The organism is Phenylobacterium sp. (genome assembly GCF_036264965.1).
GTDB lineage: Bacteria > Pseudomonadota > Alphaproteobacteria > Caulobacterales > Caulobacteraceae > Phenylobacterium.
This window is the reverse complement of sequence record NZ_DATAPY010000168.1, coordinates 32340-47879: the sequence shown is the minus strand read 5'-3', so window position 1 is coordinate 47879 and position 15540 is coordinate 32340. Positions and strand designations below refer to the sequence as shown.

Genomic DNA, 15540 nt, shown 5'->3' with positions numbered 1-15540 from the left:
GTGCAAACTCGAACCGTTCTGCGCTACACTCTGCCTGCATCGGGGAACACCTCTGTTGACGGTTAAGTCTTTGTCGCAGAAGTATTTTCCCAGATTCAGAGCCCCGATGCACCTATTTCCGTGAGATATCCGGGCTAGGCCTGGGCCGCCATTTCCTTCGCGGGTCCGGTCACCCGCTCGCCGGGGAAGATGCGCAGGAAGTTCTCCGCGTAGAAGGCCTCGCGCACCGCCTCGCTGCGTTCGCCCAGGAAGCCCTCGAACTTCTTGATCGGATCTCGCCCGCCCTCGACATGCGGATAGTCGCTGGAGAACAGGTAGAGGTCCGGGCTCGACTGGTCGATCAGGACGCCCACGTCCTCGAAGACGAAGGGCGTGAAGGCCATCTGGGCGCGCAGGGTCTCTGACGGCTTGCGGCTGAACGGCGCCTGGCCCTTGTTGGCCCGGATCCAGTTCTTGGCGACCCAATCCAGGCGGGTCAGCAGCGACGGGACCCAGCCGGCGCCCAGCTCCACGCTGGCCCCGCGCAGGTTCGGGAAGCGTTCGAAGACCCCGTCGATCAGCATCACCGAGAGGAAGGTCTCCGGCCCCTGGTGCAGGATGGCGATATCCTTCGAACGCAGGTTCTCGCCGCCGCCCATCCAGTCCTTCACGGCGCCCTTGCCGTTGTTCATCCAGGCGCGGGCCTGTTGCAGCGGCGCGCCGCCCACATGCAGCAGGAAGGGCAGGCCCGCCTCGGCCATGCGGGCCCAGAACGGGTCGAAGTCGAGGTGGCCCGGCGAACGCTCGGCGGGCGGGCGGTGCGGAACCCAGACCGCCTTCAGCCCCGCGGCGATGGCGGCGTCCAGTTCGGCGATGGCCAGCGCCGGCTCGTCCAGCGGGATGATCGCCACGCCCAGGAGGCGCGGGTCGGCGCCGCAGAAATCGGCCATGTGGCGGTTGTGCGCGCGGGTCGCGGCATAGCGCAGCTCCGGCGTGATCTTCGACGACGGCGAGAACGGCATGGCCACGCTGTGGGTGGCGAACACCAGCTGCTTCTTAAAGCCCAAGAGGTCGAGGGCCCGGCTGCGGTCGTCGCGGTCGAAGGCGCCCAGCGCCTGGATCTCCTTGGAGCTCTCGATCAGCCGGTCGCCGAGCGCGACCTGGGCGGCGATGTGCTCGCGGCTGTGGCGGCTTCCCTGCCCTACGATCACCGCCACTTCCTCGTCGGTGACGAGGGAGGCGGCATAGCTCACCTCGGGGATGTCGTCGCGCAACTTAGGATCGGCGTATTTCTTGAGGAAATCCGGCAGCTCCATGATGTGGCTGTCGGCGTCGTAGAACGCCCGGTGCGCGGGAGCGTAGGCCATGGTCCGTCCTCCGCGGGCCGTCTGGACGCGACCCTGCGGGGCGACTATCGAGCCCGTGCGGCGGCTTGTCACGAGGATCTCGGGCGGGAGACCGGACATGGCCCGAAATCGCCACCTAATCACCTCAATTATATCACGTTCCCGGTATGGCGGCCGATCTGCGGGCGCCTATGTCTAGAACACCCGTTTGAAACCGGGCCAGTTCGACCGTTGGCCATAGTGACCCTCGGCCTCTGGACTTAGGAGGTCATTTTGAAAGCGATCCTGAAACCTATTCTCGGCGCCTTGGCGGGCGCCTCGCTGCTGGCGGTTCCGTTCGCCGCGGCGGCCCAATCCCACGGTGGCGGTTTCCACGGCGGTGGAGGTTTCCACGGCGGCGGTGGCGGCTTCCATGGGGGCGGTTTCCATGGCGGCGGCTTCCACGGAGGCCACTTCCACGGCGGATTTCCGGCCTTCGGCGGCTTCGGCCTGGGTCTGGCGCTCGGGGCGGCCGCGGCGCCCTGGTACTACGACGGCTATTACGCGCCGTACCCGTACTATCCCGACTACGGCTACGACTACGCCCCGCCGCCGGCCGCCGCGTCGCCGCCCGCGGCTTGCGGATCCTGGTCCTGGAATCCGGGCCGCGGCCAGTACGACTGGATCCCCTGCTAAGCTGACTTGATCCCGAGGCGCCAAGTGTCGGCGGATCGCGCGCTCCCAAGGGCGGCGCATCCGCGGCGCCGAAGGACCAGGCGGCCTTGACCCCGCGGTCGCCCCCGCAGAGGAAGCGGGATGATCCCCGCCACCCTGCAAGGCCGCCGCGACTTCATTGTCGCCAACACCCGCCTGCAGCGGCCGCCCCATGTGGCGGAGATCGAGCTGCATCTGGCGGACGAAATCACCCCCATCTGGAAATTGACCGAAGAGGCGCTGGAGGAGATCGGCCTGCCGCCGCCCTTCTGGGCCTTCGCCTGGGCCGGCGGCCAGGCCCTGGCCCGCTACCTGATCGATAACCCCGGCCTGGTCGCCGGAAAGCGGGTGATCGACTTCGCCGCCGGCTCCGGGATGGTCGGGATCGCGGCGATGAAGGCCGGCGCCAGCGACGTGCTCTGCGCCGACATCGACGCCTATTGCGAGGCCGCCGTGGCGGTGAACAGCGCCGCCAACGGCGTGACCTGCGCCTTCACCGCCAACGACCTTCTGGACGCCCCGCCGCCAGCCTGGGCCGATCTCATTCTTGCCGGCGACATCTGTTACGAGAAACCCCTGGCCGAACGGGTGCTGGCCTGGCTGGGCGAGGCCCGCGCGGGTGGCGCGACCGTGCTGATCGGCGATCCGGGGCGCAGCTACTTCCCGCGATCCGGCCTCACCAAGCTGGCGGAGTACCAAGTGTCGACGACGCGGGAACTGGAGGACATGGCGATCAAGCGGACCTGCGTCTGGGCGATACCGGAAAGCGGCGGGGCGTGAGCGGCATCGCGCCGCTGGTCGTCGCCCTGGTGCTGGGCTCGGCCCTGCTGCACGCCACTTGGAACGTGCTGCTGCGCTCGGGCGCGGATCGGCTGTGGTCGATCACCGTGATGAGCCTGGTCTCGGGCCTGACGGCCGCGGTGGCGATCGGCTTCCTGCCCGCGCCGGCCGTGGCGAGCTGGGCCTATGCGGCGGGCTCGGGCCTGCTGCAGGTGGGCTACTGCGTCTTCCTGGTCTGGGCCTATGAGAAGGGCGAGCTCGGCCAGGTCTTCCCGATCGCCCGCGGCGCCGCGCCCTTGCTGGTCGCCCTGGGCGCGGCGGTGTTCGCCGGCGAGCGCCCTTCGCCTGCCGCCGTCGCCGGGCTGGCGCTGATCTCCGGCGGCATCGTGGGGCTCAGCATGGGCCGCCAGCGGCTGCACCTGCATGCCACCCTGCTGGCCCTGGCCAGCGGCGGGTTCATCGCTGCCTACATGGTCTGCGACGGCATCGGTGTGCGCGCGTCAGACCATCCGATTTCCTACTTCGCCTGGATGTCGCTGGCCCAGGCGGCGCCCATGCCCTTCGTCTATTTCGCCATCCGCCGCCGCTGGCCCGCGATTGGGCTCGATCGCGAGACGGCCAAGGCGGTGGGCGGCGGGGCGATCTCCATCGTGGCCTATGGCGTCGTGGTCTGGGCCATGACCGGGGCGCAGATGGCCAAGGTCTCGGGCCTGCGCGAGACCTCGATCCTGTTCGCCGCGATCCTGGCGGCGCTGTTCCTGAAGGAGCGCTTCACCCTGCAGCGCGGGGTCTGCGCGGGCCTGATCTCGCTGGGCGCGATCCTACTGGCGGGTTAGCTTTCCAGCTGCGCATCCAGGGTGATCTCGGCGTTCAGGACCTTGGAGACCGGGCAGTTCTGCTCGGCGCCCTTGGCCAGTTCCTGGAACTTGGCGTCGTCGAGGCCTGGGATCTTGGCCCTCAGGGTCAGCGCCGACTTGCTGATCTTGAAGCCGCCGCCGTCGGCCGGGTCGAGCGACACCGCGGCCTCGGTCTTCAGCTCCAGCGGGGTCACGCCCGCCTGCTGCAAGGCGAAGGCCAGCGCCATGGTGAAGCAGCCCGCGTGGGCGGCGGCCAGCAGCTCTTCCGGATTGGTGCCGGGCTCGTCCTCGAAGCGGGTCTTGTAGCTGTAGGCCGTGCCGTTCAGCACGCCCGACGCCGTGGTCAGATCGCCGGCTCCGTCGCGGCCCGTGCCGCGCCAAACTGCGCTCGCCTTGCGGATCATCGTCGTCTCCTGAGGTTGCGTGCACGCCAAGCTGGGGAGCCCATGCGCCGGCCGCCAGCCCAAACCGACTCGACTCCGCCCGAACCGCGATTTATCTTGGAACAAATTGGCAACATCTGGAGCGGCGACGCCATGCGCGAAGACGGCAAGATCGACTATGTGGAGATGCCGGCGGGCGACCTGCCGGCCACCAAGGCCTTCTATGGCCAGGCCTTCGGCTGGAGCTTCACCGACTACGGCCCGGAATACGCCGCGATGAGCGAAGGGCTGGACGGCGGCTTCTACGCGAACGCCGCCGAGGCCGTGCCGAAGCCCCTGGTGATCCTCTACGCCACCGACCTGGAGGCCATGGAAGCCAAGGTCGTCGCCACCGGTGGGACCATCGTACGCCCCATCTTCAGCTTCCCCGGCGGGCGACGGTTCCACTTCACCGACCCGAGCGGGAATGAGTTGGCGGTTTGGGGGGAGTAGCGCCCAGGTTGTAGGACTCTATTCACCTGGCCCGGGCTTTCATAGCGTACGAAAACGGGGGGGTGAGCATGGTGAGATGGACATGGCTGGCCATCAGCGCGGCCTTTATCGCAGGCACGGCGCACGGAGCAGATTTCAAGACGCTGCGCCACCTCAATGCGTCGGCTCCAACGGCCGTGGCGCCGCTGCCGGCCGCGTCCCATCCTAGGCCACTGCAGTTCGTGAGGATCGTGATCCAGCCCCGTAACGGCGAGCCGTGGGCGCTTGCTTACAATTCCAGTTCGGTAAGGGGTGACAACGAAAACTCGCCGGCCGATCGGCTCATGACTTGGAGTTCCGGCCGGGTGCAGGAGCAGCCCGCGCCGTTCAAGAAGGTATTCGACGAGGAACTGGAGAAGGCCGGATTCGCCGGCGACGCCCCGGATAGTGTGTTCGCCGAAAGCGGCAGTTCAACGGATTTGAAGGTCGGCGTCTTGATCACCGATATCGAAGGGCGATTCTGCATCGATTGCCCCAACCTTTTCAATCGCGGTGGCGTTCCCGGCACCGTGATCATGACCGCGAACTGGGAGATCTATTCCACGCTAGAGCGGAAGGTGATCGCCAAGGTCACGACCAGCGGCGGCGGCGACTACAACAGCCGCCTCGGAGCAAGCTTTCTGCCAGCCGTCTACGAAGGGTTCCGGGAGAACGTCCGGCAATTCCTGGCCAACGGCGAACTCCGCAAGCTGGCCATGACATCTGCGGGCGCTGCGCCAACCGCCACGTCACCGTCGCTGACACCCATCCTGCTGCGAGGCGGAACAGCCCACCTGACAGCCGCTCAGGCCTCGAACGCCGTAGCCGTTGTCTTTGCCGCCGATGGCTCGGGGAGCGGCTTTCTGATTTCCGACGACGGCTACCTGATCACCAACGAACACGTGGTCGGCGGCTCGAAATATGTGAAGCTGAAACGGGCGGACGGATTGGAGACGCTGGGCGAAGTGGTCCGCAGCGACAGCCGGCGTGACGTCGCTCTGGTCAAGTCGAATGTCCGTGGCCGCACGCCCCTCGACCTTCACCCGGGTCCAGTGCAGCAGGGTGACGCAGTTTTCGCCATCGGCTCCCCACTCGGCGAAGCGCAGCAGAACACCATGACCAAGGGGATCGTGTCCGCGACCCGCGTGCGCGACGGCCTGCCCTATATCCAGAGCGACGTGGCGGTCACCCATGGCAATTCAGGCGGCCCGCTTCTGGATGAGAAGGGCCGGGTGATCGGCATCACCGCCTTGGGTTTGGCGCCTAACAGCTCGCCCATCGGCCTCAACTTCTTCATTCCCATCGACGACGCACTGAAGGCGCTTTCGCTTACGCCTGCCGGCTGACGACCGCCGCCGCTTTCTTCCCTCCCGGCGTCTGATAGTCTGCGCCGCAGTTGGGGACGACGCATGCGGCCGTGGACATCGCTGGCAGTCTTCGCGGCGTTCGCGCTGGTCCTTTCGGCCGGCGCGGCGCAGGCGGCGGATGCGGGCAAGCTGAAGAACCTGCAGGCGCCGCCGGCGATCGCTGCGCCGACCCTGCCCCACGATGCGCGAGCGGTGAAGTTCGCCAAGATGGTGGTGCAGCTGAAGCCCGAGCCCTGGGCCTTCCTGCGCAACAAGGACACGCTGGCGGAAGACCGGCTGATCAGCTGGCAGGACGGCCAGAAGGCGATCAACCCGCAGCTCTTCGCCCAGATCTTCGACGAGGAGCTGAAGAAGGCCAGCGGCAAGGCCGTCGGCGCCAACGGCCTCTTCGCCGCCGACCCGGGCCCGCCGCCCGAGCTGCTGGTCGCGGTGAAGGTCACCGACATGCAGGGCCGGTTCTGCAAGAGCTGCGGCCTGATCCTCTCCAGCGGCCGCTGGGAAGGCGCCGTGGTCATCACCGCCCACTGGGAGGTCTACTCGACGGCGGAGCAGAGGGTGGTCGCGGCGGCCGACATCACCGGCGGCTTCAACTCCCCGTCCAAGGGCGTGGACGGCGACCCGGAGCGGCTGATCGACGAGGCCTTCCGCGACAATGTCCGCCGGCTGCTCACCTACGTCGACTTCCGCCGCGCGGTCACCGGTCCGGCCGCCGCGCCCGTCTCGACCCTGCCCTCGCCGGCCAGCCAGGGCGCGCTGACTCTGGTGGCGGCCAAGCCCAAGCCCGGCATTGCCCAGGCCTCGCTCTCGGTCGCCCTGGTGATCTCGCCCAGCGGCTCCGGCAGCGGCTTCCTGGTCTCCGATGACGGCCTGCTGATCACCAACCACCACGTGGTCGGCGCGGCCAATGTGGTGCGGCTGAAGTGGCCGGACGGCGGCGAAACCGTCGGCGAGGTGCTGCGCAGCGACCCGCGCCGCGACGTGGCCCTGGTCCGCACGGCGCCCGGCGGCCGCGCGGCGCTGGGCCTGCGCCACACGACGGCGCAGCAGGGCGAGACGGTGTTCGCCATCGGCTCGCCGCTGGGCGCCGAATTCCAGAACACCATGAGCAAGGGAATCGTCTCGGCGCTGCGCAACCAGCAGGGGCTGAGTTACATCCAGAGCGACGTGATGGTGAATCATGGCTCTTCCGGCGGGCCGCTGCTGGACGAGACCGGCCGGGTGATCGGCCTCACCGCCTCGGGCCAGATCGTCAACGGCGCGCCGGTGGGCATCAACTTCTTCATCCCCATTGACGAGGCGCTGAAGACCCTGAACCTCACGGCGCCGCCCGAGACGCCGGTTCAGCAGGCCGACCGCAAACCCTAGAGGATGCCGCCCATGCGCCGCCGCGCGTTCCTGACCGCCGCAGCCTTCGCTGTGGCGGGATCCGCCATCGCTCCGCGCCCGGCGACGGCCGCCGCGCCCGTCGGCCTCAGCTCCATGACCCGGGACGCCAGGCCGATCTCCCGCGAGGAGCGGGTGGCGCGGATCGGCAAGCTCCAGCGGCTGATGGGCGAGCAGGGCGTCGGCGCCATGATCATGGAGTCCGGCTCCAGCCTGGAATACTTCACCGGCGTCCAGTGGCGCCGCTCGGAGCGGACCACCGCCGCGGTGATCCCGGCCAAGGGCGAAGTGGTGCTCGTCACGCCGGCCTTCGAGGAGCCCTCGGTGCGCGAGACCCTGGCGGTCGGCGGCGAGGTGCGGCCCTGGAACGAGCACGAGAGCCCGTTCACGGTGCTGGCCGGCGCGCTGCGCGACCGCGGCGCCGGCGCCGGCAAGCTTGCCTTCGAGGACACCACGCGGCTCTACATCGTCGACGGCGTGCGCGCCACCGCGCCAGCGCTCAGCATCGTCTCCGGCACGGCCCTCGTGCGCGCCTGCCGGCTGATCAAGTCGCCGACCGAGCTGGCGCTGATGCAGACCGCCAACGACGTGACCCTGGCCGCGCTGCGCCACGTCCATGCCAATGCGCGTCCGGGCATGAGCCCGGGCGAGATCGGGGCGCTGATGAACTCGGCCACCGTGGCGCTTGGGGGCTCACCGGAATTCTCGCTGGTGCTGATCAACGAGGCCAGCGCCTATCCGCACGGCTCCAAGCAGCCGCAGACCCTGCGCGACGGCTCGGTGATCCTGATGGACGTGGGCTGCACGGTGCACGGCTACCAGTCCGACATTTCCCGCACCTGGGTCATGGGTTCCCCCACGGCCAAGCAGCGCAAGGTCTGGGACACCGTCAAACGCGGCCAGGAGATCGCCCTGGCTGCCGCCAGGCTGGGCGTGGCGGTCGGGACCATCGATGACGCCGTGCGCGCCTACTACGAGAAGGAAGGCTGGGGCCCCGGCTACAAGCTGCCGGGCCTGTCGCACCGCACCGGCCACGGGATCGGCCTCGACGGCCACGAGCCGCCCTACCTGGTGCACGGCGACGCCACCCCGCTGGAGGCCGGCATGTGCTTCTCCGACGAGCCAGGCATCTACATCCCCGGCGAGTTCGGCATCCGGCTGGAGGACTGCTGGCGGATGACCGAGGCCGGGCCGAAGCTTTTCACGCCGCTCGCCAAGTCGATCGACGACCCGATCTAGCGAACGTTTTCCCCAGCTGGCTTTGCTGTACCGCGGATCAACCACGCTTGTTGACCAGCGCTACACTTTTCTGGGGCTTTGATGGCCGTCGCCGTTGGGGGGGCACCTCAATCGGAGGCGGACGTGACCGACCCGGCGCGACCAGATTCAGCGAACGACGACCTGGGCGGCAAGCCGCGCAACGGGCGGACGGCTGCGACCGCCGACGAGCGGCGCGAACTGGATCATCGTCTGGCCAACAGCCTGCAACTCGCCGCGGACTTCCTGATCTTCGCCCAGCTTCGGGTGCGGGACGCCGAGGCCCGCACCGTGCTGATCGAGACGGCCGAGCGGCTTTCGGCGGTCGGGCAGATGCACCGCTTCCTGTCGCTGCGGCGGGGACCTGAGGTCGATCTAGCGGCCTTTCTCGCCGAACTGGGCGGGCTGATCGGCGAGAGCACCGGCCTGGTCTGCGACGTCCACGCCGAACCCGTCGAGGTCCCCGGCGAAATGGCCCAGCAACTGGCCATCGCCGTCAACGAACTGGCGATGAACGCCGCCAAGCACGCCTATCCCTGGGGCGAGCGCGGCCCGCTGCACATCGCCTGCCGACGCAGCGGCGAGCGGCTGCGCCTGATCGTGGCCGACGAAGGCCGCGGTCTGGGCGAAACCCTGGCTGGGCCTCGCCCCGGCGGGTTGGGCATGGCCATCGTCCAGGCCGTCGTGCGTCAGTTGAACGGCCACCTCGAAGCGACCAACGCCGATGGCGCCTGCTTCACCCTGACCGTCCCCTTGCCGACAGCAGCCCCGCGGACCTCAAGGTCCTTTGCGCCGCCCAGCGACCACGACTGAGGCGCCTTAAGCCTTGGCGTCCTGGATCGCCGAGAGCTTCCAGGGTCCGCCGATCTGGCGCGCGAAGGTCCAGAGCTCGGTGGTCTGGCTGGGCGTGTTGGGATCGCCGCTGAGCACCGCACCGGTCGTCCGGTCGCGCATCAGGTCAATGCTCTCGTAGCGCATGGACGCGGTGGCGTACTCGACGTCATTGTCACGCCAGGCCTCACCGACGTCAGCCTGCAGCAGGCGCGTGCCGCTGACCTCGTTCTTCCGGCCGTGGGTCGCGTTGTCGCTCAGCTCTTCGGACAGGTACGACACGATCTCCGGCGTGCAGTGTTCTCGCAGCCGCGCGTAGTCCTCGTGGCCGAAGGCGTCCTGGATCTCCGTCAGCAGGCTCTCGAAGGTCGCCTGGTCCTGCGGGGTGATCGGGATCTCCCAACCGGGGCCGGTGGTGGGCACGTAAGGCGCCGCCGCGGGGCCGCCACCGAAGCCGCTGCCGCCGAACGGGCCGCCGCCGAAACCGGCGCCCGCGCCGGCGAAGGGCTGGGGGCCGCTCCCATAGGCCGGCTCTTCGAAAGGCGAATAGGCGGCGCTGCGCCGGCGGAAGACGCGCATCACCAGGCTGACGACCACGAACAGGATCAGGAGCTGGATCATGATGGTCAGCAGGCCGCCGCCGCCGCCGCCCCAGCCGCCGCCGCCCCAACCGCCACCCCAGCCGTGACCCATCAGGCCGCCGATCAGGCCGCCCGCCACCAGGCCGCCCATGAAGCCGCCGAACGGACTGCGCCCGAAGGGGCCGCCGCCATAGCCGAAGCCCGGCTGATAGCCGCTGTAGCCGGGCATGCCGGGCCGCGGCGCATAGGCTCCGCCCGGCGCGGCCGTGGGCGAGGTCATCGACCGCTGCACCGGCGCCACAGAGCCGGGCGCGGTGGCGGTGGGCGCCGGCGCCGAATAGGTGCGCGAGCCGCGGCTGCCGAAGCTGCCGCCCCGGCGCGCGTCGGCCGGCGCGGCGACAAGCATGCTGAGCGCCAGCGCCACGCCGAGCGCGGCGGAAATCCGGGTCCGAAGACGGGTCATCAAAAAATCTCCCCTAACGTTTCTCATGTAAGTCGCCGCCGGGCGCCCCGCCAGATGACGCGCGCGCATCACAAAGCCGCGATCCGCGCCTCGCCGCACGCGGCGGTCGGTCCGGGCTTGACCCTGCGCCTCTCCGTCACGACGTTCGCAAAGATCAAACCCGGAGCGCGGCGCCCCATGAATCCCTTCCCCGAAGACATCTTCACCGAGCCGGAAGACGTCGACCCCAACACGCTGGCCAACCTCGGTCCGCTGACCCGCCTGGCCGGGACGTGGGAAGGCAAGAAGGGCGTCGACCTCAATCCCAAGGCCGAGGGCCCGGAGCGGCGCGTCTACCTCGAGCGCATCGAGATGCAGCCGATTGACCCGCAGGCCAACGGCCCGCAGCTGTTCTACGGCCTGCGTTACCACGTGCATATCAACACCGCGGAAGAGGACATCACCTTCCACGACCAGGTGGGCTACTGGCTCTGGGATGCGGCGACGGGCCTCATCCTGCAGACCCTGGCCATCCCGCGCGGCCAGGTGCTGCTGGCCGGCGGCGCGGCGTCGCCCGACGGCAAAAGCCTGAGCGTCAGCGCCAGGCGCGGCTCGACCGAGCACGGCATCGCCTCGACGGCCTTCCTGGAATACGCCTTCCGCACCGACGCCTACGACCTGAAGATCACCTTCAACCCCGACGGAAGCTGGTCCTACGTCTCCGACACGACGCTGGTGGTGCGCGGCCGCGCCGAGCCGTTCCGGCACCGCGACGTCAATACGTTGGTGAAGGTGGCGGAGCCGACGCCGAACCCGCTGGCCCTGATCGTAGCGGCGCAGCAGGCCTAAACGCCCGGCTTTTCGCCGCGCCGGTCGGGCGTGTCCTGGATCGGCATGTCGATGTCGCGCAGGCCCGCGGCCTTCATCGCCGCATGGATGTCGCCTGGCCCGTTGACGTCAGTGGTGGTGGTGAAGCTGACGCCGCCGGGATCCGCCCGGTGCTCGGCCTCGTTGCGGAAGCCGCCCTGCGCGGCGCCGTTGAGCGCCAGCTGATAGGTCTTGCCGGGATTGGTGGTGCACAGGAGGACGAAGGTCTTCTTGTCATCCAGCAGGCGCGGGGTCTTCAGGCAGGCCAGAGGCTCCGCGCCGGGCGCCGAGGTCAGGTCGAAGCCGGTCTTCAGCATCGGCTGGTCGAAGGTGACGCTGAGCACCAGGATGCCCGGCGCGATCGCCTGGCCGGCCGCCGGGTAGGATTTGACCAGCTTCGGTGCGTCGGTCTTCGGGTAGACGGTGAGCGGCGAGACCGTCTCCCCCGGCGGCGAAGCGGGCGCCGTGGCGGGCGGGGCGGCCAGGGCCACGCCCGAAACGGCGGCCCCGGACAGGGCGGACGCGATCAGCAGGGGGATGGCGAGGCGCATGGCCCCAGAACCTGCCGCCCAACCGCGACCGGAACAAGGCCTGACCGTCTCGCGATCTTTTCAGGTCGCCTGGCGCAGCCGCCCCGGCGAGAGGCTCTGCGCCGTCACGCCTTCACCCACGATGTCCGCCGGAAGGTCCCGGCGGCGGGCCAAGGCCGCGGCGGCGCGGGCAGCGGCGGGCGCGGTCTGGACGCCGTAGCCGCCCTGCCCGGCCAGCCAGAAGAAGCCGGGCGCCGCGTCGTCGTAGCCGATCACCGGCGAGCGGTCGGCGACGAAGCTGCGCAAGCCGGCCCACGACCGCACGATCCGCCGGACGGGGATGTCGGCCGCCTCCTGCACCCGCTCGATGCAGATCGCCACGTCCATGTCGTCGGCCCAGGCGTCGTGCGGCTCGGCGGGGGTCTCGTCGGCCGGCGAGGCCAGGATGCGGCCGGCGTCGGGCTTGAAATAGAACTGCTCGTCCACGTCGATGACCGCCGGCCACGACCGGATGTCCAGGCCCTCCGGCGCGTCGACGATGACGGCGGTGCGGCGCATGGGCCGCAGGCCGATGGGCGTGGCGCCGGCCATCCGCCCCACCACGTCGGCCCAGGCTCCGGCGGCGTTGACCACCACGGCGGCCTCGAAGCTTTCGCCCGAGGCGACGGTCACCACGAAGCCGTCGCCGTGGCGCGCAATCCCGGTGACCTCGGCGTTCAGGCGGATCTCCGCGCCGCGGGTCTTGGCGCCCTTCAGGAAGCCTTGATGCAACCCTGCCACGTCGGCGTCCATGGCGTCGGCCTCATAGAGCCCGGCGCCGACGTAGCCCTCGCGGAGCGCCGGGACCATCGCCAGCACGGCGGCCTTGTCCAGCGGCCCGACCACGCCCGGCACGCCGGCCAGGGCCTCGATCTGGTCGGGCCGCGCCAGGTGCAGGCAGCCGCGCGGCGTCAGCAGCGGATAGTCGGTGAAACCTTCCGGCGGCGCCTCGAAGAAGGCCCGGCTGGCCCGCGTCAGACCCCGGATCACGTCGTTGCCGTAGCTCTCCATGAACAGCGCCGCCGAGCGACCTGTGGTGTGGTGGCCGTGCGCCTCCTCCCGTTCCAGCAGCAGCACCCGGCCGCCATCCGCCAGCTCATAGGCCGCGCCCGCGCCGGCCATGCCGGAGCCGATGATCAGGAAATCGAAAGCGGGCACTGAACGGGCTCCTGGCGTGTGGACGGGCAAGAGGCGACCCATAGCCTAATCGGCCGCTACGCCAACAATTTCACACTCCGGAAAGCCGGGCGAAGCGCCTTGGAAGCGACCGCTCGGTCGGCGAAGGTGGCGGCCGGCCGGTCCACGCGGCGCAACGTCCACACTCCGGAGGCGCGCGCCCATGGCCGCCAAGTTTTCCGCGGGCCGACACGACGGCCTCGTCCACATCGTCACTGGCGGCGGCAGCGGGATCGGGGCGGCGGCGGCTCGCCGGCTCGCGGGCGAAGGCGCCTGCGTGACCGTCGCCGACGTCCGCGCGGGCCTGGCCGAGGCGGTCGCAGCCGAGATCGCGGCGGCGGGCGGGCGCGCCATCGCCGTCGCCTGCGACGTGGCCGACGAGGCCCAGGTCGCGGCCATGGTGGCGCGCACGGTCGAGGCCTTCGGGCGCGTGGACGGCCTGTTCTCCAACGCCGGCACGGCGGGGCGCGGCTGGATCCACGAGACCACGGTGGAGGATTGGCGCCGCGTCCTGGACATCAACCTCACCGGCGCTTTCCTTTGCGCCAAGCACGTGCTGCCGCACTTCCTGGCGGCGGGCTCCGGCGTGGTGGTGACCACCGGCTCGATCGCCTCGGTGGTGATCGGCGCCGGCGGCTCGGCGGCCAGCTATGCGGCCAGCAAGGGCGGCCTCTTGCAGCTCACCCGCCAGATCGCCGTGGACTATGGCCCGCAAGGGGTGCGCGCGGCCTGCGTCTGCCCGGGCGCGGTGACCACTGGCCTCGGCGCCCACGCCGCCGAAGACCGCCAGGGCCAGGCCACGCCCGCCGGCGAGCCCCTGCCGCGCTCGCGGTTCACGACGCCCATGGCCCGCGCCGCGGACCCCGACGAGATCGCCACCGCGGTCTCGTTCCTGATGTCCGATGAGGCCTCGTTCATTACCGGCGCCGCCCTGATGGTCGACGGCGGCCTGACGGCCATCTGAGGTCAGTCGACCGCCGCCGCCCGCCGCGCCGCGATGGCCTGCAGGTTGCGGGCGTGGGCGTCGCGGTCGATGCGGAACAGCAGCCACGACAGGATGGCCAGCACGCTCAAGCCCGTCGCCAGCGGCAGGTAGATCAGCGCCAGGTGGCGCATGACGTCCGGGCTCAGCGTCGCGGGCTTGGCGCCCAGCGGGAAGTGGATCCAGGCCAACAGGATGCCCGGCAGCACGGTCGCCAGGCTCGACGCCACCTTCAACAGGAGCCGGTCGGAGAACAGCACCAGGCCCTCGGACCGCCGGCCGGTCTTGGCCTGGTTCTCCTCGACGATGTCGGCGATCATCGAGGTGTTGATGATCAGGGCCGCGGTCTGCAGCAGTCCGGCCACCGTAGTGGCGAACATCAGCGACGGCAGCAGCAGCAGCGACCCGTTGGCCGGGAAGACGCCCAGCAGGCGCAGCGCAATCGGCCCGTGGGTGAAGATCAGGCTGGCCGCGAACAGGCCCATATAGGCGTAGCGCTTGCCCCACCGTCGCGCCGCCGCCGGCGCCAGAATGAAGGCGATCGGCGCCGACAGGACCTGGGTGCCGACGATCAGCATGATGTTGCTGGACGGCATGTGGAACATGAAGGTGTTGAAGTAGAGCTCCAAGCCCTGGACCAGGGCGAGCGCCACCGCCGCCAGCATGCCCGCACCCACCGCCACGGCGAAGTTGTGGTTGTTGAGGATGCTGGCCACCTCGCGCAGCGAGTCCATCAAGGGGACCTTGCGCGCCGGCGGCCGGTAGAGCCCGCCGATCCGCGAATGGGTGCCGAAGCTGGAGATCAGGCTGGTGACCACGATCAGCAGGCCGACCGTCACCGCCATCGGCGGATAGCCCGCGGGGTTGAGCTGGCCCAGCGGAAAGGCCGGGGTCTTCTTCAGGAACACCCCATAGGCCAGCACCGCGGCGATCGCGCCCCCGATGGTGCCCAGCATGTAGCGGTAGCCAAACAGCACCGTGCGGTCGTGATAGTCCGGCGCGAGCTCGGGCAAGAGGGCGCCGGAGGGCACCATGTAGAGGCTGTGGCTGAACCTGAAGGCCAGGATGAAGACCATCAGCCAGAGGAACAGTTGGTCCTGGCTGAGGCCGGCGGGCGGCATCCACAGCAGCATGAAGCTGAGCCCCGCCGGCAGGGCCGAGGCGTACATCAGGATGTGCCGCCGCCCGAGCCGGGTGCGCAGGTTGTCGGAGACCTGCGCCACGAACAAGTCGAAGAAGGCGTCGATGAACAGGGCGAGCCCCAGCGCCGCGCTGACCTTCGCGGTCGGCAGGTGCAGCACCTGGCTGTAGTAGAGCAGCAGGATCCCGCCGATGATCCGGATCTGCGATCCGTCGGCGACCGAGCCCACCCCGAACAGGAACTTGGTGATCGTCGGCAGGCGGGCCGGCTGGGCGGCCGTGCTGGCCGGCGGGGACGTTTCGACGCCCGGCACAATGCCTTCGACAGGCAGATCATCAGGCATCGCCGACTCCCGGAACTCAACTCTCCCCGTCGTCGACGCTCTGCGGCGTCTCA

At 69.6% G+C, this 15540-nt stretch carries 16 protein-coding genes; 10 read left to right on the top strand and 6 right to left on the bottom strand.

Annotated features, from left to right (window positions below):
• Positions 1-134: 134 nt before the first annotated feature.
• A complete protein-coding gene (locus VHS75_RS22295) occupies positions 135-1346 on the bottom strand; it encodes an amidohydrolase family protein (protein ID WP_329640828.1) in 1212 nt (403 codons plus the stop codon).
• 252 nt (positions 1347-1598) lie between these two features.
• Between VHS75_RS22295 and VHS75_RS22290 the strand changes: the two genes are divergently transcribed.
• The 3 genes from VHS75_RS22290 (at position 1599) to VHS75_RS22280 (ending at position 3634) form a co-directional block, all read left to right on the top strand.
• The gene (locus tag VHS75_RS22290; RefSeq protein ID WP_329640827.1) at positions 1599-2000 is read left to right on the top strand and encodes a hypothetical protein; all 402 of its coding nucleotides are present in this window, start codon (positions 1599-1601) and stop codon (positions 1998-2000) included.
• Between the two features lie 120 nt (positions 2001-2120).
• Positions 2121-2798 carry a methyltransferase gene (locus tag VHS75_RS22285; RefSeq protein WP_329640826.1) on the top strand — a complete coding sequence of 226 codons (678 nt, stop codon included), beginning with the start codon at positions 2121-2123 and terminating at the stop codon, positions 2796-2798.
• Positions 2795-3634 (top strand): DMT family transporter, encoded by an 840-nt coding sequence (locus tag VHS75_RS22280; protein WP_329640825.1) that lies wholly within the window; start codon positions 2795-2797, stop codon positions 3632-3634. Before VHS75_RS22285 ends, VHS75_RS22280 begins: the two co-directional genes overlap by 4 nt.
• On the opposite strand, the gene VHS75_RS22275 is transcribed toward VHS75_RS22280, so the two are convergent.
• The gene (locus tag VHS75_RS22275) at positions 3631-4059 is read right to left on the bottom strand and encodes an OsmC family protein (protein ID WP_329640824.1); all 429 of its coding nucleotides are present in this window, start codon (positions 4057-4059) and stop codon (positions 3631-3633) included. The two genes, VHS75_RS22280 and VHS75_RS22275, sit on opposite strands and share 4 nt — an antisense overlap.
• 132 nt (positions 4060-4191) lie before the next feature.
• Here VHS75_RS22275 and VHS75_RS22270 point away from each other — a divergent pair, with 132 nt between their 5' ends.
• The 5 genes from VHS75_RS22270 (at position 4192) to VHS75_RS22250 (ending at position 9368) form a co-directional block, all read left to right on the top strand.
• Positions 4192-4530, top strand: coding sequence for a VOC family protein (locus VHS75_RS22270; protein WP_329640823.1), 339 nt, complete (start codon positions 4192-4194; stop codon positions 4528-4530).
• A 68-nt stretch (positions 4531-4598) separates the two neighbouring features.
• Positions 4599-5894 (top strand): S1C family serine protease, encoded by a 1296-nt coding sequence (locus VHS75_RS22265; RefSeq protein WP_329640831.1) that lies wholly within the window; start codon positions 4599-4601, stop codon positions 5892-5894.
• A gap of 63 nt (positions 5895-5957) precedes the next feature.
• A complete protein-coding gene (locus VHS75_RS22260; RefSeq protein WP_329640822.1) occupies positions 5958-7280 on the top strand; it encodes a S1C family serine protease in 1323 nt (440 codons plus the stop codon).
• A 12-nt stretch (positions 7281-7292) separates the two neighbouring features.
• The gene (locus VHS75_RS22255; protein WP_329640821.1) at positions 7293-8537 is read left to right on the top strand and encodes a Xaa-Pro peptidase family protein; all 1245 of its coding nucleotides are present in this window, start codon (positions 7293-7295) and stop codon (positions 8535-8537) included.
• Positions 8538-8660: 123 nt separating this feature from the next.
• Positions 8661-9368, top strand: a complete 708-nt coding sequence (locus VHS75_RS22250) for a sensor histidine kinase (RefSeq protein ID WP_329640820.1) — start codon at positions 8661-8663, stop codon at positions 9366-9368.
• A gap of 6 nt (positions 9369-9374) precedes the next feature.
• On the opposite strand, the gene VHS75_RS22245 is transcribed toward VHS75_RS22250, so the two are convergent.
• The gene (locus VHS75_RS22245; RefSeq protein ID WP_329640819.1) at positions 9375-10430 is read right to left on the bottom strand and encodes a Tim44 domain-containing protein; all 1056 of its coding nucleotides are present in this window, start codon (positions 10428-10430) and stop codon (positions 9375-9377) included.
• Between the two features lie 177 nt (positions 10431-10607).
• Here VHS75_RS22245 and VHS75_RS22240 point away from each other — a divergent pair, with 177 nt between their 5' ends.
• On the top strand, positions 10608-11258 hold the full coding sequence (locus tag VHS75_RS22240) for an FABP family protein (protein WP_329640818.1): 651 nt from the start codon (positions 10608-10610) through the stop codon (positions 11256-11258).
• Here the strand turns inward: VHS75_RS22240 and VHS75_RS22235 are convergent.
• Complete coding sequence (locus VHS75_RS22235) at positions 11255-11827, bottom strand: hypothetical protein (protein WP_329640817.1); 573 nt, start codon at positions 11825-11827, stop codon at positions 11255-11257. The genes VHS75_RS22240 and VHS75_RS22235 overlap by 4 nt on opposite strands.
• Before the next feature lie 60 nt (positions 11828-11887).
• Positions 11888-13003: an FAD-binding oxidoreductase gene (locus VHS75_RS22230; RefSeq protein ID WP_329640816.1), complete on the bottom strand. Its 1116-nt coding sequence runs from the start codon at positions 13001-13003 to the stop codon at positions 11888-11890.
• Positions 13004-13184: 181 nt separating this feature from the next.
• Here VHS75_RS22230 and VHS75_RS22225 point away from each other — a divergent pair, with 181 nt between their 5' ends.
• A complete protein-coding gene (locus tag VHS75_RS22225) occupies positions 13185-13985 on the top strand; it encodes an SDR family oxidoreductase (protein ID WP_329640815.1) in 801 nt (266 codons plus the stop codon).
• Positions 13986-13987: 2 nt separating this feature from the next.
• On the opposite strand, the gene VHS75_RS22220 is transcribed toward VHS75_RS22225, so the two are convergent.
• Entirely contained in the window at positions 13988-15487 is a 1500-nt protein-coding gene (locus VHS75_RS22220) for an MFS transporter (RefSeq protein ID WP_329640814.1), read from the bottom strand.
• Positions 15488-15540: the final 53 nt, after the last annotated feature.